This is a genomic window from Aestuariibaculum suncheonense, from assembly GCF_014596935.1.
GTDB classification, from domain to species: domain Bacteria; phylum Bacteroidota; class Bacteroidia; order Flavobacteriales; family Flavobacteriaceae; genus Aestuariibaculum; species Aestuariibaculum suncheonense.
This window is the reverse complement of the sequence record NZ_JACVXC010000001.1, coordinates 69,289-95,433: the sequence shown is the minus strand read 5'-3', so window position 1 is coordinate 95,433 and position 26,145 is coordinate 69,289. Positions and strand designations below refer to the sequence as shown.

Sequence of the window (26,145 nt, the reverse complement as noted above, 5' to 3'; positions counted from 1 at the left end):
GCGTATGTGGTTTTCGATATATTGATTGAGGAACATTTCTAGCTAATTTGTAATCCGTTTGAAACGTTTGCATCATCCGGATTAACAAACACCAGTTTTCCATCAGCATTCTCCGTCATTAAAATCATACCCTGACTTTCCACACCCCGTAGGGCTCTTGGCGCCAGATTGACTAAAACCGTTACTTTTTTACCCACAACTTCTTCCGGTGTAAAGCTTTCGGCAATACCAGAAACAATGGTTCTGGTATCGATACCTGTATCAACTTTTAACACCAGTAACTTTTTCGCTTTTGGCATTTTTTCAGCCTCAATAATAGTACCTACGCGCATATCAAGCTTTGTAAAATCATCGAAAGTGATGGTTTCTTTTTGAGGCTCAACCGCTTTATTAGCCGCTTCATTAGCTTTTTTACTCGCTTCCAATTTATCTAACTGAAACTGTATGGTTTCATCTTCAATTTTCACAAACAGTAATTCTGATGCCCCTATTTGATGTCCTACAGGAAGCAACTCGTCTTTTTCTGAAACTTCATCCCAAGACGTCTCGACTCCGCTCGACGTAACATTTAAAATGTTTTTGAGCTTTTCTGAAGTAAATGGTAAAAATGGTTCGCTCAAGGTTGCTAACGCCGAAGCAATCTGTAAGGCTACATACATGATAGTCTGAGTACGTGCTTCATCTTCTTTTACAACCTTCCAAGGCTCTTCATCGGCTAAGTACTTATTTCCTAAACGTGCTAAATTCATTAACTCCTGTTGGGCTTCTCTAAAACGGTAGCGTTCCACAGAACTGGCAATAACATTTGGATAGGCTTTAACTGCCGCTAAGGTTTCTTCATCTACCTGAGTAAAGTCTGCCGGAGCCGGCACTACCCCATTATAATATTTATTGGTTAATACCACCACACGATTTATAAAATTCCCGAAAATAGCCACTAACTCATTATTATTTCTAGCCTGAAAATCTTTCCAGGTAAAATCGTTGTCTTTGGTTTCAGGTGCATTTGCCGTTAACGCATAACGTAAGACATCCTGCTGACCAGGGAATTCCTTTAAATACTCTGGTAACCAAACCGCCCAGTTTTTAGAGGTCGATAATTTATTGCCTTCCAAATTCAGGAACTCGTTTGCCGGCACATTATCCGGTAAGATATAGCTGCCTTCAGCCTTTAGCATGGCTGGAAAAATAATACAGTGGAATACAATATTATCTTTACCTATGAAGTGTACTAATTTCGTGTCTTCATCTTTCCAATAAGGTTCCCAGTCTTTACCTTCGCGTTCCGCCCATTCTTTTGTTGATGAGATATACCCGATTGGCGCATCGAACCAAACATAAAGCACTTTACCTTCGCCGCCTTCAACAGGCACAGGGATTCCCCAATCTAGATCACGGGTTACGGCACGCGGACGTAAACCATCGTCAATCCAGGATTTAACTTGTCCGTAAACATTCGGTTTCCAGTCTTTTTTATGACCTTCTAAAATCCACTCTTTTAAGAACGCTTCGTGTTTATCTAATGGTAAAAACCAGTGTTTCGTTTGCTTTAATGTAGGCACATTCCCAGTTAATGCTGACTTGGGATTAATTAAATCGGTGGCATTTAAACTGGTTCCACATTTCTCACATTGGTCTCCATAAGCTTCCTCATTCCCACATTTCGGACAGGTTCCAGTCACAAAACGATCGGCCAAAAACTGATTCGCTTTCTCATCGTATAATTGCTCGGTGGTTTCTTCAATAAACTCCCCTTTATCGTAAAGGGTTTTAAAGAATTCTGAAGCCGTTTCATGATGAATTGGTGCCGATGTACGCGAATAATTATCAAACGAAATACCAAACTCCTCGAAAGACTGCTTAATAATAGCATGGTATTTATCTACAATATCCTGTGGTGTTACCCCCTCATTTTTAGCTTTTATGGTAATCGGCACGCCGTGCTCGTCACTTCCTCCAATAAAAACCACATCGTTTCCTGTTAATCGTAAATAGCGCGCATAAATATCGGCTGGCACATAAACCCCTGCCAAATGTCCAATGTGAATTGGTCCGTTGGTATACGGTAAGGCCGAAGTAATTGTATATCGTTTTGGTTTGTTCATCTCTTTTAACTATTGTCAGGTCGAGCGCAGTCGAGGCCTAAATTTAAAACCGCTCGACTGCGCTCGAGAAGACTAAATATATCTTAGCACTTTAATTTAGGGCACAAAAGTAAGCAATTAAGAAGCGATTTAGAAAAAAAATGTATTTTTACCTTATGTCAAAAATCTCAATACTTAGCCTCCTATTTTTTGCTGTATTGTTCTTCGGAAAAACGAACACTTCAGCTCAAAGCTTTTCAACAAATACGACAAACACATTGATACAACCACCATATTTAAAAGCTGGCGACACCGTTGCCATTGTAGCGCCTTCAGGTATTTTAAAAAACAGAACCGATGAAATAGAAAAAGCTAAAGCCTTGCTAGCCAGCTGGGGTTTACATGCGATTGTTGGAAAACATGTATTTAATCAGGCGGATCATTTTGCTGGTACCGATGAAGAACGATGCGAAGACTTTCAATGGGCGATGAACGATAAAACTATTCGTGCTATTTGGTGTGCCCGAGGCGGCTATGGTGCTATAAGAATTCTGGATAAGCTGGATTTTACCCAATTCAATAAAAATCCAAAATGGCTGATTGGTTATTCTGACATCACCGCGTTACATAATTTAATGCATGTGAAGGGTTTTGAAAGCATTCATGCCATGATGTGTACGAGTCTGCAAGACGATGAAGCCACCATTCCTGAAACGATTGAAACCTTTAGAAAAGTGATTTTTGGCGAGACCTTATCATACACTTTAGCGGGCTCAAACTACAATAAGGAAGGGTCGGTAACAGCTCCCATTGTTGGTGGTAATTTAAGTATTTTGTACAGTATGCTGGGCTCTGAAACCAGTATTGATACGACAGGCAAAATTCTGTTTATTGAAGAAATCGGTGAGTACAAATACCATATTGATCGCATGCTTCAAAGTTTAAAACGTGCCGGATATTTTGACCGCTGTGCTGGCGTATTGGTTGGCGATATGAGCAAAGTAAAGCGCAATACCACACCCTGGGGTTCTTCTGTTGAACAACTCATTTTAGATGTGCTTAAAGATTGTGATTTCCCCATAGCATTTAACATGCCTGCTGGCCATGAAAAAGACAATCGGGCGCTTATTCTGGGTGAGAATGTTGAATTCATCGTTAAAAAACAACAATCAACAATAAAATTTAACAATCCTTAAATCATGTAATACCTTAGTAGAAAGCAATTTATAACACATTAATAATGTTTTCTATGAAAAAAGTACTACTATTTACAGGAATGCTTTTGCTGACCTTAAGCGCTAAAGCTATTGAATTAAACTTAAACCTTAATAATCCTGATGTGCGTCAATGTTTGATTGACTCTGCCAGTGAAGCAGGATGGGAATTAAAAGCCAAATACTTAGATGACAACGATAAAGTCGTTTTAGTATTCAAAAAAGACGGACAAATTGTAGAGTATACCGGAAATCAAAAACTGGACTACTAAATATGCAACGTAAAACCAGTCTTAACAAAAGAATTCTTTAAAACCAATTATACCCTTAGGCATAATTGGTTTTTTAGTTTTAATTAAACCCGCGTTCCTTTTGCAACTGCTCGTAAGCCTGCTGCACCTGACGGAATTTTTCCTCTGCCCCTTTTTGATGTTCCTGCCCTAGATGAATTACCTTATCTGGATGGTATTTCTTAGCCATCTTACGGTAAGCCTTTTTAATATCTTCATTTGTAGCTGATTTTTCAATCTCCAGAATTTTATAAGCATTATCAGCCGATTCGTAAAACATAGCTTTAATACTTTCAAAATCATAAGAACTAATTCCTAAATATCCTGCCATGGTTTGAATCGCTGCCACTTCGCTTTCGGTAACCACACCATCGGCTTTGGCTACTCCGAATAAAAAATGGACAAGTTGCAAACGTGACGGGTGCTCCATCATTTGTCTGATTTGCAAACACACCTGCCGGGTTGAAATATTCTTCTGCTTATTAATCTCCTTAAACAATCGAAAGGCGTGATTAGCGCGATCTTTACCATACATATTCGCAAAATGCATACGCACATAATCTAATTCACGCTGATCTTGTTTTCCATCAGCTTTAATAACAATCGAAGCTAAAATTAACAAACTAACCTCGAAATCGCCCGGCTGCGTTATGGGGCGCTGCCTGTAGCGTTGTTGTGTATCCTGATTTATTTCTGATCCATTCCCCATAGAGTCTACAAGGCTTCCTAAGGCCAATCCTAAAATAGCGCCAACAGGCCCACCAAACGACCAACCTAAGGCCGCTCCAATCCATTTTGAAAAATTCATGTAAGTATAAATAAGGTTTAACGTCAAACCTACCAACCTCTTTCTTTATTTTTAAGAAGGAGCTTGTTAAAGCAGGCTCACACTCACTGTTCTAATGATAATAAAAAATGAGTGTAAATATAATATTTGTTAGTAGATTGAAAGCACTAATTGTTACACAATTGGTATCTTTGCAATCTAAATTTGTTAATTTTTAAAAATTAAAATATATGTATCCAGCAGAATTAGTAAAACCAATGCGTGAAGATTTAACCAAAGTTGGTTTTGAAGAATTACATACTCCTGAGGCTGTAGACGCTGCCTTAGCAAAAGAAGGAACTACGTTAGTTGTAGTAAATTCTGTTTGTGGTTGTGCGGCTGCCAATGCGCGCCCAGGTGCTCGATTAAGTTTACAAAATGCTAAAAAACCAGATCATATCGTTACTGTTTTCGCAGGAGTTGATAAAGAAGCGGTTGCACAAGCAAGACAACATATGGTACCATTCCCTCCAAGCTCACCAAGTATGGCTTTATTTAAAGATGGTGAATTGGTACATATGCTAGAGCGTCACCACATTGAAGGTCGCCCTGCTGAATTAATCGCAGAAAACCTTGTTGATGCTTACAACGAGTATTGCTAATAAAAAATATTAGAAAGAAGAAGCCACGAATTATCGTGGCTTTTTTTATTTCATAACGCAACCTTTTTTCATATCAGGCATCTACAAATAAAAGCCTGCTATGAAACCCTATTTGCTGTTTTTACTACCATTAATATTACTTTCCACAAAATGCGATGACGATCCTGTATTATCTCAGGATGACGATTTAAATGCATTAACAGCACTGAAAGCGAAAATTGAAACTTTAGCATCCGCTTCAGAATGTAATGAAACCACAACCTGTAAATACATCGCTTTTGGAAGTAAACCTTGTGGCGGACCATGGGGTTATTTAATCTATTCCACCTCAATCGATGTTGAAATTCTTGAGGAACAAGTTAAAACCTACAATCAAATGGAAGCCGATTATAACAAAAAATGGGGTATTTTTTCAGATTGTATGCTTGTCTCCCCTCCTAAAGAGGTCCGCTGTGAAAATAACACCTGTGTCGCTGTTTATTAAAACTAAGTTTTACTTATTTTTGCGGCATGTTAAAACTATTATCATATCCGCTAACCGCAATTTATTACTTGTGTTTTTTCTTAACACTGGTTATTTTTCACCCAATTCAATGGATTTGCTTTAACCTTTTTGGTTACCAAGCCCATAAATTAAGTGTCGATGCATTACAATATTGCTTAATGCTATGTGGCTATGTGTTAGGCACGCGCTTTTCATGTATTAATACCCAGGAGATTCCTGAAAACACACCCATTATTTTTGTAGCGAACCACCAGAGTTTACACGATATTTACCCACTTACCTGGTATATGCGTAAACATCACCCGAAATTCATTAGTAAAATTGAACTGGGAAAAGGAATCCCAAGTGTGTCTTATAACTTACGTCATGGTGGTGCGGCCTTAATCGATCGCAAAAACCCGAGACAATCCTTGCCTGCACTTATGAAGTTTGGTGAATACATTGAAACCAATAAGCGTGCAGCCGTTATTTTCCCCGAAGGTACCCGAAGTAAAACCGGAAAACCTAAACCTTTCCAAACAAAAGGGTTAGAAATGTTATTCAAAAAAATACCTTCAGCCTACGTGGTTCCTGTAAGTATTAATAACTCCTGGAAAATGTTAAAATATGGTAATTTCCCTATGGGTTTGGGCAATCATGTTACATTTACCATACATAAGCCTTTAAAAGTTAGTACCTTTGCAAATAAAGAAGAGCTTATAAATAGTATTGAAACTACTATTAAGAACAGTATTCACTCATAAAAACATAGAAAAATGTCGTTAAAGAATGTGAGATTAGAGGTCATGCAGTTTTTGGAAAAAGACGTTGAATCACTGATAGAAAAATATTTAATCCCGATTGAAAACATTTGGCAACCAACCGATTTCCTACCGAATTCGGAAGGTGACAATTTCTTCGAAGAGGTTCGTGAAATACGAGAATTATCAAAAGAATTACCATATGATTTCTGGGTGGTTTTGGTTGGTGACATGATTACCGAAGAAGCCTTACCAACTTACGAATCCTGGTTAATGGATGTTGAAGGCGTTAAGCAACAAGACCGCGAAAACGGATGGGCTAAATGGGTACGCCACTGGACGGCTGAAGAAAACCGCCATGGTGATGTCCTAAACAAATACTTATACCTTTCAGGTCGTGTAAACATGCGCGAAATTGAAAAAACCACACAATATTTAATTGCTGATGGTTTTGATATTGGAACAGACAGAGACCCTTATAAAAACTTTGTGTACACCAGTTTTCAGGAGTTAGCAACCTATATTTCACACAACCGTGTGGCTAAAATTGCTAAGAAAAGTGGTAACAAACAATTAGGTAAAATGTGCCAGATTATTTCTGGAGACGAAATGCGTCATCACAATGCGTATTCCGATTTCGTAGAACGTATTTTTAAGGTAGATCCGAGCCAAATGATGATGGCGTTTTACACCATGATGAAGCAAAAAATCACTATGCCTGCACACTTTTTAAGAGAGTCAGGCGACCAAATAAGCACGGCTTTCGAAGAGTTTTCTAATACCGCGCAACGTATTGGGGTGTACACCTCTCACGATTATGTTCAGATTTTAGAAAAATTACTGGTACGTTGGGATATTGACAAATTAACCAACCTTACCGATGAAGCTGAAAAAGCCAGAGATTATTTAATGAAACTTCCGGCAAGAATGTATCGTTTATCAGAACGTATGAAAATCCCGGAAAACTCATACCAGTTTAAATGGGTTGAGCCAGCAACTGTAAAATAATTAAAACATTAAGTTTATAAAAATTCCTTTCCATACCGAAAGGATTTTTTATTTTTATAGGATTATGAATAACGACAACATCATCACTGCAACCAAAGCCTTTGTTAAAGATAGCTTAGAGCATGCTGAAGGAGGACACGACTGGTTTCATATCTTACGTGTTTACAATAATGCTATACTCATAGCAAAACAAGAACCTGTTAATCTTTTTATTGTTCAGCTTGGTGCCTTATTACACGATATTGCCGACAGTAAATTTCATGATGGTGACGAAACAGTTGGTCCAAGAGTGACTCGGGAATTCCTCTTTAAGCAGAATGTAGACTCGACCATTATCGAACATGTGGTAAACATTATTGAAAACATTTCATTTAAAGGAGGTAATGAAGCCCAAAAATTCAAATCGGCAGAATTAGATGTGATTCAGGATGCCGACCGCTTAGATGCTATTGGCGCTATAGGTATTGCCCGTTGCTTTAATTATGGCGGCTTTAAGAACCGTGCGCTTTACGATCCGGAAATTCAGCCTAACTTAAATATGAGTAAAGAAGAATACAAAACTTCAACAGCGCCGACCATTAATCATTTCTACGAAAAATTATTATTACTTAAAGACAGAATGCATACCAAAACGGCACAAAAAATAGCCATTGAACGCCATAATTTTATGACTCAGTTTTTAGATCAGTTTTACAACGAATGGAATGGCCTTAAATAATACGCTTAGCCTATCATCATTTTAATTTCCTTACGGTAATTCGAAGCACTTTTCCCTACGATTTCATTAAACTGTTTATTGAAATGCGAGAAGTTATTAAATCCGCATTCAAAACAAATGTCGGCAATACTCATTTGACTTTCATTCAACAATTTCGTAGCGTGCACCACACGATATTCATTTACAAGCTGCGTAAAGGTCTTTCCTGTAGCTTTTTTAAAATATCTACAAAAGGCGGGAACCGTCATACTTACCTCATCCGCAATTTCATCTAAACTAATATGACGTTGAAAATTTTTATTCACATATTTATAGATGACATCTACCTTTGAGCTATCCTGTGCCTCAGTTTCAAAAGAAAAACCATCAGCATTTAAAATAGTATAATCATCCGTGGTTGCCAGATAGTCTAATATTTCTAAAAACTTAAAAACACGTTTCAGTCCCTGATATTTCATCAGTTTTTCAATTTTAGGACCAATTTTCTGTTTGGTTTCCACTCGAAAACGAATCCCTTTTTTAGCACGTTCGAATAACGATACAATATTTGCCATTTCCGGAACTTCAAGAAAATCGTTTCCTAAAAAGTTAGATTTAAACTGTATGGTTGTTTCCGTTCCATTAGCTGTTAACCTATCGGTAAAACCATTGTGCGGTAAATTTGAACCGATTAATATTAACTGACTATTATTGAAATATGATAGATGATTTCCTATGTGTGTTTTCCCCTGCCCCTTATTTATATAAATAAGCTCTAATTCAGGATGGAAATGCCAGTAGGCAAAGCTTTTATCCACGGTATCGACATGTTGCTTAACTAATATCGAACTCCCAAAACTTGGAGTAAGCTTTCTAAATGTTGGCTTTTTATTAATCATAACAAATTGGGTTTAAGCAAATTTACAACATAATACGATGTAAATATATAATTTATTATCTCGATTGTGTGTTATTTTAACTTCACATCCTGTTAACATATATTTAACAGTTAATATAGCATATAAATACGATAAATTAGTTGTTTTCCCGACACTTAACCTGTGCTATATTTGTACTGTTGATTTATGATAACAACGCGCTCTTAAAATTATTCGTATTTAAATTGAATTCTTTTCAAGACACATAAAATTTTGACATCAAAAATTTCTTTAAACAGAAATTTCGATATAAATCTAACTCGATACAAGAGTTTACAATATTCATTAATAATTAGTTTAATGTCTTATTTAGTTTAGTTGGTAAAGTGAGCTGTGGTGGCTCACTTTTTTTTTGTACTAAATTATCACCCATACCATAACAAATCAAATATCGCTGTTAATTATCTATACTTCAACTTTAATTATATACTTAATTAACTCAAATTTAAACTAAATTTTCATATAACCATTAAAAAAGTACATATTGTGATAAAATAGCACATATATTCATCAAAACAGTTGTTTTACAACAGGTTATCCTACTCTATCTTTGTAACGTTGAACAATTAAAACAACACATTATGAAAAACACAGTTAAAATTTTAAACGATACCTTATTAGTATTAGCCTTATCTACTTCATTATTGAGTAACGCTACCGAAGTTTCTGTGTCTACTAACAATAATAAAATTACAACTACCGCTTTTACTATTAATCATGTAAAAGTAGGAGATTTGCTATCTATAAAAGATGTAAACGGAGCTACTTTATATATGGAAGCTATTCAGAAAGCTGGAACCTATAAAAAAGGATTCGATTTATCTGCTTTACCAAACGGTAATTACTTTTTTGAAGTGGAAAAAGCTTTAGAAATTAAAACCGTTCCTTTTAGCGTAAACTTTGAAAAGGTAACATTTAACAAAAATGAAGAGACCATTACTTACAAACCTTTTGTAAAGCAAGAGAATGGTATCTTATTCATTTCTAAACTGGCTCCTAATCATGAAAGTTTAAAAATTAACATTTACGCTGAGCAAAATAGTAAATACGAATTGATTCACTCTGAAAAAATAAAAGGAATACAATCCATAGACCGTGTTTACAGATTAGAAAAAGGTGGCAACTACAAGTTGGTTTTCATCTCTAACGATAAGGAATATACAAAATTCATTAATAATTAGTTTAATGTCTTATTTAGTTTAGTTGGTAAAGTGAGCTGTGGTGGCTCACTTTTTTTTCTTTAAAATGAAGGATTTTAAAGTGAATGGCAACCAACTAAAGCGATTCGATCACTCATACTCTATAAAGTATAAATTCAGTTTATAGCTATCCGTAATATTATTCTATGAGTATACTAATTTCTATATTAAGCTTAAATTACCGCATATTGCTTTCAAACCATATACTATATTAATTATTCGATCTACACCATCGTAAAACAAAAGCAAACAACTAGGCTAAAAGAATACCTTAAACAAGCCATTATATAAAAACTTAACCTTAATATATGCTATTTTAACTTCACATTAATTTAACATAGAATTAACTGATAAAATAGCACATAAACTCATCAAATGTGATGTTTTATCAACTTGATATCTACCATATCTTTGTACCGTTGAACGTTGTAAAACACATCATTATGAAAAAGACTATTAACGTATTAAAGAAAAGTATTTTATTATTAGCTGTTTCTACATCATTATTAAGTAACGCTAATGATATTACAGTTTCAACAGATGCTGCTGAAATTTCTAAAACAGCGATTACTTTGAATCATGTAAAAGCTGGTGACATATTATCTATTAAAGACAACTATGGTGTTGTACTTTATAAAGAACAAATTAAAGAAACGGGAACGTATAAAAAAGGATTCGACTTATCTGCTTTACCAAACGGTGAATATGTTTTTGAAATCGACAAAAACTTAGAAGTTAGAACCATTCCTTTTACCGTAAACTTTGAAAACGTTTACTTTAACAAAGCTAAAGAAACTACAAGTTACAAGCCTTATGTTAGAGAAGACAACGGGGTTGTTTACGTTACTAAATTGGCGCCAAAACAAGAAGCTTTAAGCATCCACATTTACGCAAACAACAATAGCGAATACGATTTAATTCACTCGGAAAGAATTAAAGGTATTCAGTCTATAGAGAAAGCATATAAATTAGGGAAAGGTGACTACAAAATAGTATTCATCTCTGATAACAAGGAATACACGACATTCATTAATAATTAGTTTAATGTCTTATTTAGTTTAGTTGGTAAAGTGAGCTGTGGTGGCTCACTTTTTTTTTGCTTTAAATTGAACATAGAATACAATTCCTGTAAGGAGGATAGCTCTATTTACAGTACAAATCCTATAAATCGCGTAAATATGTACTCATTTAACAACTTCATAATCCATATTAACTTAACCATTAATTGATGTAAAAATAACGGATAATTTAGAACATAAATCAGTCAATTTCAGTGTTTTACAAACAAAATTACCGACCTATCTTTACATTGTGAAACGTTAAAAACACTAAATCATGAAAAACGTATTAAACAACACAAGAAAAAGATTCTTAATGGTAACATTATTTGCTACCTTGTTAAGTTTCGCGAATGACGCATCGTATTTTTCTTTTAAAGATGATGCCGAGAAGACTTCTGTAACGTTAAGTGATGTTAAAGCAGGCAACCTATTATCTATCAAAGATGATAATGGAATGGTACTATATAAAGAGCTAATACAGAAAACAGGAACCTACACTAAAGGATTCGATTTAACATCGCTTCCAGATGGTAGTTACTTTTTTGAATTAGACAAAGATGTAGAAATTACCACCATTCCTTTTACTGTAAACAACAACACTGTTGCATTTCAAAAAGAATTGGAAAGTACTATTTTTAAACCTGTTACGCGCATAAAAGGGGACATGGTTTACATTTCCAGATTATCTTTAAACAAAGCACCTTTAGAAATTGCTGTTTATTTTACAAGTGAAAACGGCGTTACTTCTGTTCCGGAATTAATGCATTCTGAAACGATTACAAACACCGAAAACGTAAGTAGAATATTCAGACTTTCTGGATTAAACAAAGGCGATTACAAAATTGTTTACAAAACGGAAGGTAAAGTATTTACTGAATCAATTTCAAAGTAAAACATTCAAACTTAACACTTGAAACCACTGAAAAGGTGAGCAAAATTGCTCACCTTTTTTATTAGAACAATTTTAACTGTCCGTCTTTGTACGTTTCATGTAATGATGTATTTAATCTTGGCATCTCCCTATCTTTAAAATACTTATGCCTTGCCAGCTTCATTAAATCATTTATTTGCCTGGCAATATGTCCTTCTCCATGAATTCTAGTTCCAAAACGGCTATCATTTAAACTACCTCCATGACAACTCTCAATTTGATGCAAGACTTTATCAGCTCGATCTGGCATGGTTTTTCTAATCCAATCAGTAAAGATTTCGCCAATTGCACCATTTAATCTTACCACTGTATGCGCTATAGATAATGCACCATGCTCCGCAGCAGTTTTGGCTAAAGGCAATATTTCATGACTATTAATGGATGGAATTATAGGCGCTAACATGACATTTACCGGAATACCATGCTCGCTCAATGTTTTTACAGTTTCTAATCGCCTTTTTATTGTGGTGGTTCGAGGCTCTAAAACTCGCCGTGTTTCTTCAGATAACGAGGTAATCGAAACATTTACTGCTACCAGATGCTCCTCTGCTAGGGCTTTCAACACATCTAAATCACGTAGAATTAGGGCATTTTTTGTAATAATCCCCACTGGATGTTTGTATTTTAAAAATACTTCTAGACATTTTCTAGTGATTTCGAATTCTTTTTCGGCAGGCTGATAACAATCTGTATTACCAGACATCACAATGGTTTGAGCCTGCCAAGTCTTCCTTTTAATAAAAGATTCCAACAATTGAGGCGCTTGTTTTTTCACCAAAATACGTCGCTCGAAATCCAGGCCGGCACTATAGCCCCAGTATTCATGACTATTTCGTGCGTAACAGTAAATGCAACCGTGTTCACAGCCCTGATACATGTTCATGGAATAGGTCATTCCAATATCGGGACTCTCAATTTTATTGACAATCGTTTTAGGAAAAACTTCTAAATATTGCGTTGTATTTTTATCGGCTTCTTCACCCTCTATTCTGCAAAATTCTAAAAAATCGTCTCGCATTTCGTGAGTCAACTCGAAAAAACGATTGGGCACATTTTGTTGTGCACCACGACCTTTTATGGGTGAATTAGAATTCATAAGGACGAAATAAGCCCTATAAAATTAAGAATTATAAAACGATAATTTTATTAAAAAGCAGATTTACTCTCCTGTAAATTTAGCTTTGCGCTTTTCCAAAAAGGCGGTAGTACCTTCTGCAAAATCATCGGTTCCAAAACATTTGCCAAATGCTTTAATTTCCACATCATAACCATTTACGCCCGATTTAAAATTCGCATTAATTGTCTGAATAGCTGAACTAATAGCCACCGGAGAATTGTTAGTAATCTTATTCGCTATTTTCTCGCAAAGCAGAAGTAACTCTTCCTGTGAAGTTACATGATTTACCAAACCATAACTTAAAGCTTTATTAGCATCAATCATACCGGCAGTCATAATCATTTCCATAGCCCTACCCTTACCGATTAATTGTGGCAAACGTTGTGTACCTCCATAACCCGGAATAACACCAAGAGAGACTTCTGGAAGCCCCATTTTGGCATTATCACTCGCCAATCTGAAATGGCACGCCATAGCCAATTCCAGTCCTCCTCCTAAAGCAAACCCGTTTACTGCGGCTATTACCGGTTTCGATAAATTTTCAATAAAATCGAATAATATCTTTTGACCGTTTGCAGCTAATTTTGTGCCTTCTTCAACAGAAAAATCAGCGAATTCACTAATATCTGCACCAGCAACAAAGGCCTTTTCGCCACTTCCAGTAATGATTAACACTTTAACATCATCATCCTTTTCAGCTTCCTTTATCGCCTGATGCAGCTCCTCAATCGTTTCCTTATTCAAGGCATTTAACTTTTTCGGACGATTTATTGTAATGGTTGCGATACCATCATTTTCTTCAACAAGAATATTATTAAAACTCATTATACTTTTATTTTTCAGGATTTAAAGGATCGTTTCTTTTGGAAACTTAACTTTAAACGTTGTTCCTACATTCTTCTCTGATATAACCGTTATAGAGCCTTTATAGGTTTCTACAATGTTTTTTACCATGGCCAGACCAAGACCCATGCCACTGGTTTTCGTGGTAAACTTAGGCTCGAACACCTTATCTATATTTTCTTCTGAAATCCCGGAACCATTATCGCTTACCGTAATCACAACCGAATTACCTTCCGAAGCGACATCGATTTCAATTTTAGGATCCTGATGTTCCGGCATGGCCTGAATACCGTTCTTCACCAAATTCGTAATCACACGAATCAATTGTGTTCTATCAAATTTAGCGATTATTTCTTCCTCCTGTGCATGAAACACAATATAGTCTTCATTAAAAATATCAAGGGCCAGCTTTACAATTTTTACCACATTTAAGGTTTCGTTCTGCTGCGCCGGCATTTTTGCGAAGTTTGAAAACGCCGAAGCTATCGCACTCATGGTGTCGATTTGCTGAATCAAAGTCTTAGTGTATTCGTCCAGCTTTTCATTAATATTTTCGTCCTCCGGATTAAACTTTCTTTGGAAATTCTGCACCGTTAAACGCATTGGGGTCAACGGATTTTTAATTTCGTGTGCCACTTGTTTTGCCATTTCCCGCCAGGCCTGTTCACGTTCACTTCTGGCTAGCTGAATGGCACTTTCCTCCAATTCGTCAATCATACTATTATACGAATTAACCAGGGTTGAAATCTCTTCACTAGTATCGTCCACATCAATCCGCTCATTACGTTTCTCCAAACGTGTCGCATTTATCTTTTCACTAATGGTTTGTAACGATTTTGTAATGTATTTTGACAACAGAAACGCTACTGCAATTGCCATTAAAAGAATAATAATGAAGGCATAAGCAATACGCTCCAAGAACTCCAAAATCTCATTGGTTAAAAAGTCATCTTTCTCTAAATACGGTAAGTTTAATATGGCTATTGCTTTCGATTGCTGATCAAGCAAATAGGTATAAGACGACTGAAAAATCTCTCCGTTTTCCTTATGCACATCCATATACATATGCTCTGCGGTGTTGGAAATGGCATTTAAAATTTCTGCATTTAAACAGATATCGGCAGCTTGCTTTTGAATTCCGGCACGTGAGGAAATTAACAGCGATCCATCAAGATCGTAAAGATTAATCTGAAGCTTGTGAATATCGGCGATATTATAAATCTCTTCCTTAAAAATAATGGGGATATTTTCGGTTTTAACCTCCCAGGTATTTTGGCGTCCGTTTAAAATACGCTTTAAATGCGTTTGAATATTCTTCTCCTTACGCTCTAAATGTCCGTTATGGTAATCTTCACTCTGCTCCTTATACTGGTAAATCGCAACCGCCGCAATAAGTACTGACGCGAGAAACACCAACAAAATCATGGCTAGAAAAATACGGATTCGTAAAGACAGCTTTTTTAATTTCATCTGAAGTTTTAATTGACTAAATATAGCAATAATTAAGCCAATATTTTCCCGGCTCGAAGCAAGCGCTTATGCCTCCGGATTTTTATCACGAATATTCTTGTAAATTTTGAATCCTAAGGTGATTAAAATTCCTAATACAAGAATTCCAACAACTCCAAACACCCAATTAATAGCGCTTTTTAAAATAACCAAAAACACCACAGCGAATAAAATAAAGGTGGCACCTTCATTCCATAAACGCATAAAATTGGACGTTTTAGCGACTATTCCTTTTTGCAATTGTTTGTAATATTGATGGGTTTTTAAGTGATAGATGATTAGTAAAACCACAAAAGCCAGTTTAACATGCATCCAGGGCTGTTTTAGAAAACCTGGCATTAAAATAAGCAACCAAATAGCGAAAACCGTTGCTAAAATCGCCGATGGCCAGGTAATGATATTCCATAGTCGCTTTGCCATCAAGGCCAGTTGTTTTCCTAAGATTTCCTTTTCCGGTGAAGGTTTCTCTGAAGCCTCAATTTGATACACAAACAATCTGGGGATGTAAAACAGACCGGCAAACCAGGTGATTACAAAAATAAGATGTAACGCTTTTATATAATTGTAGTATTCCATTGAAATTGTTTTTATGTGGTTTTAGCAATTAAATCTCTTCGAATCTCGCGGTTTAAAAAATATCCCGTAACTAAAGTTGATAAGACATCGGATATAGGGAAAGACATCCAAACACCTAATTCCCCGTAAAATTTAGGTAAAATTAAAATCAACGGAATAAAGAAAAACCCTTGTCGCGATAAGGTTAGTAACAACGCTGGTGTTGCTTTACCAATGGCTTGAAAATAAGCCGCACCAATAAGTTGAAGTGCGATAATGGGCGTTGCAGCAAAAACCCAGCGCATATCACTTGGGGTTTGTTGAATCACAGCAACATCACTAGTAAACATTTTAGTAATGGCTTCCGGAAATGCCATTAGTAAAATAAAAACCAAAGTCGCCAAAACCGAAGCATACTTGATTGCCGTGTTAATACTCTCCCGAACGCGATCGTAATTTTTAGCACCATAATTAAAGCCAGCTATAGGTAAAAATCCTTGGGTAATTCCGAATACCGGGAATAAAGCAAACATGAGCATGCGACCAACAATAGCGTAAGCTGTCACTGACGTTTCTCCTCCTAAATCGAAGAGAATATTATTCATAAACAAATAGGTGATACTTACCACCGCCTGTCTGGCCAAGGTTACAAAACCTAAAGAGGCTATTTCTTTTACTATAGATAGATTAAGTCCGAAATGAAGAAAATTGATTTTTAATTCGGAATGTTTAGACAGAAAAAACCATAGAATAAACACGAAGCAAATAACATAGGAAATGGTTGTTGCCCAGGCTGCGCCATACATACCATAATCTAAAAGATTTATTAAAATATAATCCAGAATTAAATTGCTTACCGACGGAATCATCATGGCGTACATGGCAAACTTAGGCTTACCTTCAGCGCGAATTACGGTGTTCCCTAGCATACATAGTGCCAGAAAAGGCACTCCATAAAGCACAATCTGGTAATAAATTTTTGCAGGATCAAAAATTGCCCCTTTTCCACCAAAGGATAAAATAATATTATCTGCAAAAGTCAGACCTAAAACGACCATCGACACCGTAAACAACAAGGCCAGAGTAATCTGGTTTCCGAAGGTTTTCAGCGCCTTTTCCTGATTGGAAGCTCCTAAAGCTCTGGATATAATTGACGATCCTCCAATCCCAATACTCATCCCTAAAGCCGCAATAAAAAACGACACTGGTAATACAATGTTTATCGCTGCAATAGCGATAGAACCAATCCAATGTCCCACAAAAATAGTATCGACTAATATATTTAATGACATCACTAAAATACCTATTGACGCAGGAACCGCTTGTTTAACCAGTAATTTGCTTATGGGTTGTGTTCCTAAATCCTTTGCCGATACTTTTGCCATTAAGCTATAACGTTAGTCGATTCCCAGTTTTTTATCCATTTTGCCAACAGGGCTACCCACTCATCATCATCATTTAAACATGGCACTGTAGTAAAATCTTTTCCGCCCATTTCATGGAAAATCTCCTGACCTTCCATTGCTATTTCCTCTAAAGTCTCTAAACAATCACTTACAAAGGCCGGTGTTACAATCGCCATATTTTTCACTCCGCTTTTCCCTAAACGCTCTATGGTTCTGTCGGTATATGGCAATAACCACGGATCGAATCCTAATCGCGATTGAAACGATGTTGAATAGGAATCGGATTTAAGCTGAAGTCTTTCAGCAACCAGGCGCGTTACTTCCAGACATTGATGCCTGTAGCAAAACTCATGTGCTTTACTAGGTGTTTTACAACAACTCCCGTCTATTTTACAATGCGATTTGGTCACATCGCTTTTACGAATGTGACGCTCTGGTACGCCGTGATATGAAAACAGTAGATGTTCGTAATCTTTTCCTTCTAAATGCTTTTTAATACTCTCTGAAAGCACTTCAATATAGTCTGGCTTATTGTAAAATGCCGGAACCGATTCAATTTTTAAATTTGGAAAATGCTCTTGGCGTAGTTCTTCAGCTAAAACCGTAATAGTTTCGGTTGTAGCCATGGCAAACTGTGGATATAATGGAAATAACAGGACTTCTTCTACCCCCTGATCTACCAATTCCTGAAGTCCTTTTTTAATAGTCATACTGCCGTAACGCATGGCTAAGGCTACGGGAACATCAACTAACTTTTGAAGCTTCTTTTGTACACGTTCTGAAATGACGATTAAAGGCGATCCTTCTTCCCACCAAATCTTTTTGTAAGCTGCTGCCGAAGCCTTAGGACGTGTTTTCAGAATAATTCCTTTAACAAGAGCTGTTCTGGCCAAAAGCGGAATATCGATAACACGCTCATCCATTAAAAACTCTCCTAAATATTTCTTTACATCTTTTGGTGACGGGCTGTCTGGCGACCCTAAATTAACGAGTAGAATACCTTTTTTCATCTGTTAATGCTAAATTTCTATGTTTTCGTTAAGTGGAATTCGCCTGCATAAGTTTTACTTAAAACATGGGTGATTCAGGCTCATCTCTTATTGCAAAAGTACAATAGAAATTACAATCGTCGTTATATGTTAGTATAGTATTTTCTTATTAAGAATTAAACCAAATTGATTATAAAAGGATTTAAAACTCAAAAAACAAACTACACATCGTTTTCTTCAATTTTTTTCTGAAAATAAGGTTTTGGTCGTTCTTCGTTGTAATCACAATCCTGGAAAATGCCACAGGAGGTTGAAGGTCTTGCTAATGATTTTGAACTGACACTTTTTGAAAGCGCTTCAATTTCAGGGGTTAAATATTTCATAAACAATGATTTAGGTTTTTCTAATATATTAAAAATCATCGATTTAAGCAATACAAAATCCCTCCCAGCAAATGTTTTTTAAATTCCGGTTCACTGTAAGACGCAACGGTATGCCCCAATCCGGTATAAAATGCACGTCCGCCATCAAACTCATGACACCAGGCTATTGGGTGAAAAGCCCCGTTTTTTCCTCCTTCATAAGAGGTTTCATCTAACATTAAAAGCACATTAACCTGCTTATTCATAGATTTAAAATTATACCACTCATCATAACGCTGCCATTGGTTTGGTAAATGTTTTGTAGCGGGATGCGACCGAATAACTCGATTAATCGTTGCAGTTTGCTGTTTTGGATGATCCAGAAAATAAGCGCCTACCAACTTGTTAAACCAAGGCCACTCGAATTCGGTGTCGGTTGCGGCATGAATTCCCATAAAACTTCCACCTTTATTAATATATTTTTCAAAGGCTTGTTCCTGTTCGGCATTCAAAACATCGCCGGTAGTATTTAAAAAAATCACTGCATCGTAACGTTTTAAATTTCTATAGTTGAATACTTCTGCGTTTTCGGTGTGGGTGATGGCAAACTGATTTTCGATACCTAATGCTTTTAAAGTTTCAACACCAACCTCAATAGACTCATGCCTAAAACCAGCCGTTTTGGTAAACACCAATATCTGAGATTCTTTAGGCGGTGAAACGAAACTTGAAAAAACAACGACTAAACAAAATAATAAACCTCTCATAACACTAGCTAATTGATTGCAAATATTTTTTAGGTGTCGTACCATATTTCTTTTTAAACGCAGCTATAAAATGGCTTGCCGTACTGTACCCCACTTTTAATCCGACTTCATTCACATTATTTTCTCCCGATTCGAGAAGTTTTCGAGACACTTCCATTTTATAATCAAATAAAAAACTATAGACCGAATCGCCGTAAATTTGCTTAAAACCTTCCTTTAATTTTTTTAGACTCAAGCCTATTTCATCGGCCAATTCCTGTAAACTTGGCGGTTCTGACATATTTGCTATAATGATATCTTTGGCTTTTCGAATTTTAATAACATTGGTTTCATCTACCAAAAACGGACATTGTTCTACATTGGCATCTTCACTCCTATTAAAATACAAGCTCAACAATTCATAAGCTTTTCCTTTAAAGTACAGATTCTTAATGGTCGTATTTAAATTAAAGTTTATCAATTGATTCAAAACAATAGCCATAGACGGGGAAATGATACCATCTTTATAATACTTTTTGTCTTTGTTTTCAGCATTTAAAAAGGATATATAATCAGCCTCCTGAGAAAATAAACCATGGAATTTTTTTATGGAAATCAACACCGAAACAATCCATGAATTTGGATTCACCTCCAGATTAATCGGCAAATCGCGCTGCGGATTATATAGCAGCAACGAGTTTTCCTCATGTATGTTCAACGTATAGCGTCCTTCATTAAAATGAAACTTACTGGAACCTTTTATGCAAAAGTGAAATTGAATGAAATCACAGTTAATATCTTTAACTATACATTGCTCGCTACTGGTATCGTTCTTAAAGGTGAAAACCAAAAACCCATCTTCAATTTCGGTTTCATCAAAAGAACCTGTGGCGTTATTTTTAAAATCTATCCCATTATGCATCATAACTAAATTATTTAGATTAGTTCTAAACAAAAAACTCTAAACTTAACCATTTCACTATAAAAATATAGCAATTGCTAATTTACAACGAAAAAAACAGATAAAAAACCACTATCGTTATTAAAAGTTCTTTCAGCGTTATTTTTTTAATTTGTATCGACATACATTTGCCTTGAAATTTCAAGATCAAGCATGCACCAATACAACATATCTAAAAGTAACTCCTTCTATGCCATTGGGTTAAGCTACAAAAAAGCCGATGCCGAGATACGAGGACATTTCAGTTTAGATGAAAATGCCAAACTAGCACTAATCCATCAAGGAAAAGAAAACGGTATTGAAAGTTTGCTTGTCACTTCTACATGTAACCGAACCGAAATCTACGGTTTTGCTCAACACCCCTACCAGCTTATTCAGCTGCTTTGCGACAATACAAAAGGGACGGTTGATGAATTCCAACAAGTGGCCTACATCTACAAAAATAACGAAGCTATTGCACATATGTTTAAAGTAGGTTCTGGTTTAGATAGCCAGATTTTGGGTGATTTCGAAATTATCAGTCAATTGAAAGCCAGTGCGCGTGTGTCTAAAAAACACGGCTTACTTAATCACTTTACCGAGCGTTTACTAAATGCCGTAATTCAGGCGAGTAAACGCATCAAAACAGAAACTGAAATATCATCGGGTGCCACATCGGTATCGTTTGCTTCGGTGCAATATATCTTCAATACAGTGGAAGCTATTTCCTCTAAAAACATTTTACTATTCGGAACAGGTAAAATAGGAAGAAACACCTGTGAAAACCTAGTAAAACATACGAAGAACGAGCATATTACTTTAATAAACCGAACAAAAACCAAGGCTGAACAAATTGCCGGTAAGTTCAATTTAATTGTTAAAGATTACGCCAATCTTCAGGAAGAAATTAATAAATCAGACATTTTAATTGTAGCTACAGGTGCGCAACGTCCAACGGTTGACAAGCACTTGATTCAATCGAAAAAGCCATTATTGATTTTAGATTTATCGATTCCTAAAAACGTGGATTCTAATGTTGAAGAATTAGAGAACGTGACTTTGGTTCATTTAGATGATTTATCTAAAATAACAGACCAAACACTGGAAGAACGCAAAAAACACATTCCTTTAGCTGAAGCTATTATTGAAGAGGTAAAAGCTGAATTTAACGGTTGGTTAGAAACTAGAAAGTTTGCACCAACTATTAAAGCTTTAAAAGAAAAACTCATGGATTTTGCGACCAGTGAATTAGAAACACAACGCAAAAAAACTTCCGATTTTAACGAAGCACAAGCCGAATTAATCAGCAATAATATTATTCAAAAAATAACAAATCATTTTGCACATCATTTAAAAGATGATGCTGTATCTACAGATGAGAGTCTGGAACTCATTAAAAAAGTGTTTCAGTTAGAAACCAAAACACATGTCTAAAATTATAAAAATTGGTACACGCGATAGCGAGTTAGCGCTATGGCAGGCCAAAATAGTACAAAATCAACTTGAAGAATTAGGTTATAAAACACAATTGGTTCCTGTAAAATCTACAGGCGATATTGTTTTAGACAAACCGCTTTACGAATTAGGAATTACCGGAATTTTTACGAGAACACTAGATATCGCCATGTTAAATCATGACATTGATATTGCCGTACATTCTCTAAAAGATGTTCCAACCGTATTGCCAAATGGCATTGTACAAGCTGCGGTTTTAAAACGCGGTAACGTAAACGACACGTTGGTTTTCAAGCACAACGAAGAGTTTTTAGGCGCTAAAGATGCTGTCATTGCTACCGGAAGTTTACGCCGTCGTGCACAATGGCTAAATCGTTTCCCAACGCATACCATTGTAGATTTACGTGGCAATGTAAACTCTCGTTTACAAAAACTTGCCGATATCGAACACTGGAACGGGGCCATTTTTGCGGCTGCCGGCATTGGCCGTATTGGTATTCGTCCGGAAGAAGCCGTTAATTTAGACTGGATGATTCCTGCACCGGCTCAAGGCGCCATTATGATTACAGCCTTAGGTGAAGACGATTATTCGCTAACAGCCTGCTCGCAATTGAATCACAGAGAAACCGAAATCTGCACCTCTATAGAGCGTGAATTTTTAAATAAGCTGGAAGGCGGTTGTACCGCTCCAATTGGTGCTTTGGCAACTATTAAAAATGACGAAATCACATTTAAAGGTGTACTTTTAAGTGTAGATGGCACCAAACGTATCGATGTAACCCGCGTTAAAAAAGTGGGTGAACATCACGATATGGCTAAATACTGCGCCGAATTCATTATCGAACGTGGCGGAAAGCGTTTAATGGACAGCATAAAAGGCGGTCACAAAAACACGAATGTCTATTCCACAAAATCGTTTACTGAAGACCAACGTGCACTCTTTCATGAAAAAGCCGTTGTTGAACACAGCGATTTTATAAAAATAAGCTTAAACCGTATTCATCCGCGTTTTGTAAAAAACGAAATTGAAAACGTTATCATTACCAGTAAAAATGCTGTTGAAAGTTTACTAACCAGTTTTTCTCCTGTAGAACTTCAGTTTAAAAACATTTACTGCGTAGGGCGCCGTACCAAGCGCATGGTAGAAACTAAAATTGGTAAAGTCACGCATTTTGAAAATAGTGCAAAAAAACTGGCTAACTATCTTGTAGAATATATGGAAGGTAACACCGTAACCTATTTCTGCAGTGATTTAAGGCTGGATGATCTTCCTACTATTTTAGAAGAAAACAATATAAAAGTTACCGAAGTTGAAGCTTACCAGACAAAATATGATGGTATTCGCGTAAACGATTCTATAGAAAGTGTAATGTTTTACAGTCCTTCAACCGTAGAAAGTTTTGTTCAGAAAAACAAAGCCGAAGTAATTGCATTTTGTATTGGCGACAGTACTGCTAAAGAAGCCAAAAAGCATTTTAGTGATGTAAGAATCGCCAAAGTTCCTACGGTAGAAAGCGTTATAGAATTAGTTAACGAGCATTACATATAAAAGTTCTATTTTTGTTCTTAAATAACACTGATTTTAATTTACTTAAAATCAGTGTTATTTTACAAACTCTAAGAGAACCCAATTATAACAATGAAAAGAGAATCTTTACTAAATAATGTATATCGCTTTTTTGATATTATAGTATTGTTCTTTATCATTTTTGATTTTGGCTATGACTTCGCCGATAACTTTAATACGCCGCACGTTTTAGGTTTACTTATCCTATCAGGATTTTTACTGACTTTCAATGTCGTAAAATTCATTGTTTACAAATACAAGAAAAGTAAAAAAGTAGCTTTGGTGAACATCATCATTATGGGCTCTTTACTATTGACATCACTCATCATGTCTATAGTTTACATAGACTATAACTACCACTACATCCTTCAAAAAATCAAACCCGTTTTAGAAGGTGGCCTCATTGCTTATTTCTTTTTAAGGTTACTTATTTTAGTGCGTCATATTTACGATGTCTATTTTAATCCGGCTATTGTATTTGTGGGGAGTTTTATCATTTTAGCATTATCAGGTGCCTTTTTATTAATTATGCCCAGCGCCACAACTCACGGTATCACCTTTACCAATGCACTTTTTACTGCAACTAGTGCCGTTTGCGTCACAGGGTTAGCTGTGGTTGATACCAGCCTAGATTTCACCATGATTGGGCAAACCATTATTTTAGTATTAATTCAATTGGGCGGCATTGGAATTTTAACCTTTACTTCGTTTTTCGCCTTTTTCTTCAGAGGTAGTTCATCTTTTAAAGAAGGATTAAATACCCGCGATTTTATTGCTCAGGAAGGACTGCAAGACGTATTTAAAGCGGCCCTGCATGTGGTTGTTTTTACGTTATCGCTAGAAATTATCGGTGCCTTTTTTATTTACTACTCCATACTAGATGTTAGCAGCATAACCAATAAATTTTTCTTTTCGGTATTCCATTCCATATCGGCATTTTGTAATGCCGGATTTTCTATTTTCTCATCTGGTTTATTTGACGAAAGCATTCGTTTTAATTACAGCTTTCAATGGATTATCATGATTCTGATTGTTTTTGGAGGTTTAGGACATAATATTGTCTTCAACTTCGTGCAATATATAAAAACCTATGTTCTGGAGCTATTCAGTAAAAAACGCATTCACAAACGTATTCCAGTAATTACTCTAAATACAAAAATTGTGATTTATACCACTATTATTTTACTTATTGGTGGCGCTGGTTTTCTGTTTATTTCCGAATTTAACAATACCTTATTAGATCACACCTCAGCCTTTGGAAAGTTTACCAATGTCGCTTTTGGATCGGTCACCCCAAGAACCGCTGGATTTAACGTGGTCGATTACTCGTCTATGAAGCTGCCTTCATTGCTATTGGTTATTTTTTTGATGTGGATTGGAGCCTCACCAGCATCGACCGGTGGTGGTATAAAAACCAGTACCTTTGCTATTGCAACGCTCAATATCATTGCGATAGCGCGAGGAAAAAGTAGAATAGAGCTTTTTGGACGACGCCTTACGGCTGAGTCAACTTTAAGAGCGTTTGCTATTTTATGTATTTCGTTAATTGTTATTGGTATGGCCATTATGGCTTTACTCATTTTTGAACCGAAAGACACCCCGTTGCTTACCGTGGCTTTTGAGTGTTTTTCGGCATATAGTACCGTTGGATTGAGTTTGAATTTTACACCTACACTTTCAGACCCAAGCAAATACGTCATCATTATCGTGATGTTTGTAGGGAGAATTGGTATGCTCAACTTAATGATTGGTTTACTACGCCAGTTGAATCATCAGTTCTATGAGTATCCAAAAGAAAATATTTTAATCAACTAAAAACCGATTCTAACAAAATAAACAACTCATGAAAATAATAATTTTTGGACTCGGAAATTTTGGTACAGCCTTAGCCTTAAGCCTTACCGAAACTGGAAATGAAGTTATTGCCATAGACAAGCAAATGGACAAGATTAACCTGGTGAAAGACAAAATTTCACATGCCATTTGTATGGACTCTACCAATGAGCTCGCTTACGAAGCTGTGCCGCTAAATGATGCCGACAAAGTGGTGGTAGCCATTGGAGAAAACGAAGGAGCCGCTATTATTACCACAGCCATTATTAAAAAACTGAGTACGGTAAAAATTATCAGTCGTGCCTTATCGCCTATTCACGATACTGTGTTGGAAGCTATGGGAATTCATAGTATTATTCACCCGGAGCAGGATTCGGCAGACCGACTTACAAAACAAATCAACTTTAAATCTACGCTTGAGAATTATCAGCTGGATAACAACTTTACCATTTCAGAAGTTAGAGCCAAAAAAGAATTCTACGGGAAGACATTACGCGAACTGGACTCGATAGACACATATAGCTTAACGTTGATTACCGTTATTCGCGAAAAGGAGAAGAAAAATTTGATAGGCAAGAAAACAATAGTAAAAGAAACTATTGGCCGCACCAACCCAGACACCGTAATTTTAGAGAACGATATTTTAGTGGTTTACGGAAACAACAAAGACATCGAAAATTACTGTATGGGTGAAGAAGAATACGATTTAAGAAACAAAAACATTTAAA

The 26,145-nt window shown here is 36.1% G+C and carries 26 protein-coding genes; 14 read left to right on the top strand and 12 right to left on the bottom strand.

From position 1 onward, the window contains the following. Positions 1-38: 38 nt before the first annotated feature. Complete coding sequence (gene metG / locus ICJ84_RS00480; RefSeq protein ID WP_188214400.1) at positions 39-2,105, bottom strand: methionine--tRNA ligase; 2,067 nt, start codon at positions 2,103-2,105, stop codon at positions 39-41. 155 nt (positions 2,106-2,260) lie between these two features. On the opposite strand from metG, the gene ICJ84_RS00475 reads away from it, so the two are divergent. Both ICJ84_RS00475 and ICJ84_RS00470 read left to right on the top strand, forming a co-directional pair. Continuing rightward, a complete protein-coding gene (locus ICJ84_RS00475) occupies positions 2,261-3,280 on the top strand; it encodes a S66 peptidase family protein (protein ID WP_188214399.1) in 1,020 nt (339 codons plus the stop codon). Between the two features lie 53 nt (positions 3,281-3,333). Continuing rightward, a complete protein-coding gene (locus tag ICJ84_RS00470; RefSeq protein ID WP_188214398.1) occupies positions 3,334-3,570 on the top strand; it encodes a hypothetical protein in 237 nt (78 codons plus the stop codon). A 79-nt stretch (positions 3,571-3,649) separates the two neighbouring features. On the opposite strand, the gene ICJ84_RS00465 is transcribed toward ICJ84_RS00470, so the two are convergent. Continuing rightward, complete coding sequence (locus tag ICJ84_RS00465) at positions 3,650-4,396, bottom strand: TerB family tellurite resistance protein (RefSeq protein WP_188214397.1); 747 nt, start codon at positions 4,394-4,396, stop codon at positions 3,650-3,652. 209 nt (positions 4,397-4,605) lie between these two features. Here ICJ84_RS00465 and ICJ84_RS00460 point away from each other — a divergent pair, with 209 nt between their 5' ends. The 5 genes from ICJ84_RS00460 to ICJ84_RS00440 all read left to right on the top strand — a co-directional run bounded on the left by ICJ84_RS00460 (position 4,606) and on the right by ICJ84_RS00440 (position 7,987). Beyond that, the gene (locus ICJ84_RS00460; protein ID WP_188214396.1) at positions 4,606-5,016 is read left to right on the top strand and encodes a BrxA/BrxB family bacilliredoxin; all 411 of its coding nucleotides are present in this window, start codon (positions 4,606-4,608) and stop codon (positions 5,014-5,016) included. A gap of 100 nt (positions 5,017-5,116) precedes the next feature. After that, complete coding sequence (locus ICJ84_RS00455; protein ID WP_188214395.1) at positions 5,117-5,500, top strand: hypothetical protein; 384 nt, start codon at positions 5,117-5,119, stop codon at positions 5,498-5,500. Positions 5,501-5,526: 26 nt separating this feature from the next. Continuing rightward, a complete protein-coding gene (locus tag ICJ84_RS00450; protein WP_188214394.1) occupies positions 5,527-6,264 on the top strand; it encodes a lysophospholipid acyltransferase family protein in 738 nt (245 codons plus the stop codon). A 12-nt stretch (positions 6,265-6,276) separates the two neighbouring features. Continuing rightward, the gene (locus ICJ84_RS00445) at positions 6,277-7,269 is read left to right on the top strand and encodes an acyl-ACP desaturase (RefSeq protein WP_188214393.1); all 993 of its coding nucleotides are present in this window, start codon (positions 6,277-6,279) and stop codon (positions 7,267-7,269) included. A gap of 64 nt (positions 7,270-7,333) precedes the next feature. Further along, positions 7,334-7,987, top strand: coding sequence for an HD domain-containing protein (locus ICJ84_RS00440; RefSeq protein ID WP_188214392.1), 654 nt, complete (start codon positions 7,334-7,336; stop codon positions 7,985-7,987). Positions 7,988-7,992: 5 nt separating this feature from the next. On the opposite strand, the gene ICJ84_RS00435 is transcribed toward ICJ84_RS00440, so the two are convergent. Continuing rightward, positions 7,993-8,865: an AraC family transcriptional regulator gene (locus ICJ84_RS00435; RefSeq protein ID WP_188214391.1), complete on the bottom strand. Its 873-nt coding sequence runs from the start codon at positions 8,863-8,865 to the stop codon at positions 7,993-7,995. Positions 8,866-9,485: 620 nt separating this feature from the next. Here ICJ84_RS00435 and ICJ84_RS00430 point away from each other — a divergent pair. From ICJ84_RS00430 to ICJ84_RS00420, 3 genes are all read left to right on the top strand, one after another. Further along, the gene (locus ICJ84_RS00430) at positions 9,486-10,085 is read left to right on the top strand and encodes a hypothetical protein (RefSeq protein WP_188214390.1); all 600 of its coding nucleotides are present in this window, start codon (positions 9,486-9,488) and stop codon (positions 10,083-10,085) included. Between the two features lie 461 nt (positions 10,086-10,546). Continuing rightward, a complete protein-coding gene (locus tag ICJ84_RS00425; protein ID WP_188214389.1) occupies positions 10,547-11,143 on the top strand; it encodes a hypothetical protein in 597 nt (198 codons plus the stop codon). A 295-nt stretch (positions 11,144-11,438) separates the two neighbouring features. After that, positions 11,439-12,056 carry a hypothetical protein gene (locus ICJ84_RS00420; RefSeq protein ID WP_188214388.1) on the top strand — a complete coding sequence of 206 codons (618 nt, stop codon included), beginning with the start codon at positions 11,439-11,441 and terminating at the stop codon, positions 12,054-12,056. 61 nt (positions 12,057-12,117) lie between these two features. Here ICJ84_RS00420 and ICJ84_RS00415 read toward each other — a convergent pair whose 3' ends face one another. From ICJ84_RS00415 to ICJ84_RS00375, 9 genes are all read right to left on the bottom strand, one after another. Further along, entirely contained in the window at positions 12,118-13,191 is a 1,074-nt protein-coding gene (locus tag ICJ84_RS00415; RefSeq protein WP_188214387.1) for a PA0069 family radical SAM protein, read from the bottom strand. A 63-nt stretch (positions 13,192-13,254) separates the two neighbouring features. After that, positions 13,255-14,037 carry an enoyl-CoA hydratase/isomerase family protein gene (locus ICJ84_RS00410; protein WP_188214386.1) on the bottom strand — a complete coding sequence of 261 codons (783 nt, stop codon included), beginning with the start codon at positions 14,035-14,037 and terminating at the stop codon, positions 13,255-13,257. A 21-nt stretch (positions 14,038-14,058) separates the two neighbouring features. After that, complete coding sequence (locus ICJ84_RS00405) at positions 14,059-15,525, bottom strand: sensor histidine kinase (RefSeq protein WP_188214385.1); 1,467 nt, start codon at positions 15,523-15,525, stop codon at positions 14,059-14,061. A 66-nt stretch (positions 15,526-15,591) separates the two neighbouring features. Next, entirely contained in the window at positions 15,592-16,140 is a 549-nt protein-coding gene (locus ICJ84_RS00400) for a CopD family protein (RefSeq protein ID WP_188214384.1), read from the bottom strand. A gap of 11 nt (positions 16,141-16,151) precedes the next feature. Next, positions 16,152-17,504, bottom strand: coding sequence for an MATE family efflux transporter (locus ICJ84_RS00395; RefSeq protein WP_188214383.1), 1,353 nt, complete (start codon positions 17,502-17,504; stop codon positions 16,152-16,154). Beyond that, positions 17,504-18,535, bottom strand: a complete 1,032-nt coding sequence (gene hemH, locus ICJ84_RS00390) for a ferrochelatase (RefSeq protein WP_188214382.1) — start codon at positions 18,533-18,535, stop codon at positions 17,504-17,506. Before hemH ends, ICJ84_RS00395 begins: the two co-directional genes overlap by 1 nt. A gap of 200 nt (positions 18,536-18,735) precedes the next feature. Further along, positions 18,736-18,897 carry a hypothetical protein gene (locus tag ICJ84_RS00385; protein ID WP_188214381.1) on the bottom strand — a complete coding sequence of 54 codons (162 nt, stop codon included), beginning with the start codon at positions 18,895-18,897 and terminating at the stop codon, positions 18,736-18,738. 35 nt (positions 18,898-18,932) lie between these two features. Then, positions 18,933-19,643, bottom strand: coding sequence for a ThuA domain-containing protein (locus tag ICJ84_RS00380; protein WP_188214380.1), 711 nt, complete (start codon positions 19,641-19,643; stop codon positions 18,933-18,935). Positions 19,644-19,647: 4 nt separating this feature from the next. After that, positions 19,648-20,547, bottom strand: coding sequence for a helix-turn-helix transcriptional regulator (locus ICJ84_RS00375; RefSeq protein WP_188214379.1), 900 nt, complete (start codon positions 20,545-20,547; stop codon positions 19,648-19,650). A 189-nt stretch (positions 20,548-20,736) separates the two neighbouring features. Here ICJ84_RS00375 and hemA point away from each other — a divergent pair, with 189 nt between their 5' ends. From hemA to ICJ84_RS00355, 4 genes are all read left to right on the top strand, one after another. Beyond that, positions 20,737-21,996, top strand: coding sequence for a glutamyl-tRNA reductase (hemA, locus tag ICJ84_RS00370; protein WP_188214378.1), 1,260 nt, complete (start codon positions 20,737-20,739; stop codon positions 21,994-21,996). After that, entirely contained in the window at positions 21,989-23,566 is a 1,578-nt protein-coding gene (gene hemC, locus ICJ84_RS00365) for a hydroxymethylbilane synthase (RefSeq protein ID WP_188214377.1), read from the top strand. Before hemA ends, hemC begins: the two co-directional genes overlap by 8 nt. Before the next feature lie 90 nt (positions 23,567-23,656). After that, positions 23,657-25,399, top strand: coding sequence for a TrkH family potassium uptake protein (locus ICJ84_RS00360; RefSeq protein WP_188214376.1), 1,743 nt, complete (start codon positions 23,657-23,659; stop codon positions 25,397-25,399). 28 nt (positions 25,400-25,427) lie between these two features. Further along, a complete protein-coding gene (locus ICJ84_RS00355) occupies positions 25,428-26,144 on the top strand; it encodes a potassium channel family protein (RefSeq protein WP_188214375.1) in 717 nt (238 codons plus the stop codon). Position 26,145: the final 1 nt, after the last annotated feature.